The organism is Peribacillus sp. SIMBA_075, assembly GCF_046534585.1.
Window position 1 is genome coordinate 1 of sequence record NZ_JAWRYN010001094.1, and the last position, 254, is coordinate 254.

Below are 254 nucleotides of genomic sequence, written 5' to 3' on the forward strand. Positions count from 1 at the left end.
CGATCAAATGATGCTAGAAGCGGCTAGAGGGGAAACCGGCGCAGCGGGAAACTGGCTGCGCAACGGGGCACTTTCGACATTGCAGAGCTATGACGCTTCTATAGAAGGGATGACGTTGCCATCTAGGGAGTTGTTTTGGAAACATGTCGAATTTTTAAAAGAAACGGCATTTTACTATGAAACGGAAGACTATCTGTTCGTCCATGCGGGCGTCCAGCCTGGAGTGCCGGTTGAACAGACAGATCCTTACGTAT

1 pseudogene is annotated in these 254 nt (G+C 49.6%); it reads left to right on the forward strand.

The window, feature by feature from the left end:
* Positions 1-254: pseudogene (locus SB775_RS31670) on the forward strand (serine/threonine protein phosphatase); the annotation flags it as partial.